Here is a 688-nt window from a genome sequence, read left to right as displayed (position 1 = left end):
GACAAATATCAGGTTATCTGCGCAAGAATGAGGGAATAAAGGTGTCCCACCAATCCATTTATAATATCATTCATAATGATACAACAGGGGAACTTGCCAAACACACAAGGCATAAGATGAAATACAGACATCGTCCCAAGGGCAGACATCTTCCAATTAAAGACAGGTTGAGTATCCATGAAAGAAGTAAGGAAGTTGACGGGAAGAGATTCGGAGATTTTGAGATGGACTTGATCGTAGACCCTGACCAGCATACCATACTCACACTGGTAGAGAAATCCACCAATATGCTGCTTATGCAGAAACTGCCATTTGGAAAGCAGTCAAAGCCTCTGGCAAAGGTAGTTAGGAAACTGCTGCCACCATACAAGGACTGTCTGAAGACCATTACAACAGACAACGGACCTGAATTTGCAGCACATAAGGACATTACCAAGTTCTTAGGCGTGCCCGTATACTTCGCTGATCCATATTGTTCTTGGCAAAAGGGAGCGATTGAGAATACAAATAAACTAATCAGACAATATATACCGAAAAAGGATTCGTTTGAACATTACACAGACAAGAGAATTATGTCGATACAAAAGAAATTGAACGAAAGACCGAGAGAAAAATTAAACTTTTCTACTCCAAAGTGTGAATTCTTCAAATACGTTTTATAATTTTGCACTTGCTGGTTGACTCTGCG

General features: G+C 40.1%; 1 protein-coding gene. It reads left to right on the top strand.

Annotated elements, in window-relative coordinates:
- A partial coding sequence (locus tag E0E16_RS02605) for an IS30 family transposase (RefSeq protein ID WP_130829720.1) occupies positions 1-662 on the top strand: 662 nt, incomplete at its 5' end.
- Positions 663-688: the final 26 nt, after the last annotated feature.

The organism is Prevotella rectalis, from assembly GCF_900607215.1.
GTDB classification, from domain to species: Bacteria; Bacteroidota; Bacteroidia; order Bacteroidales; family Bacteroidaceae; genus Prevotella; species Prevotella brunnea.
The sequence above is the reverse complement of the archived record's forward strand: the minus strand, read 5'-3'. Positions and strand labels throughout refer to the sequence as shown.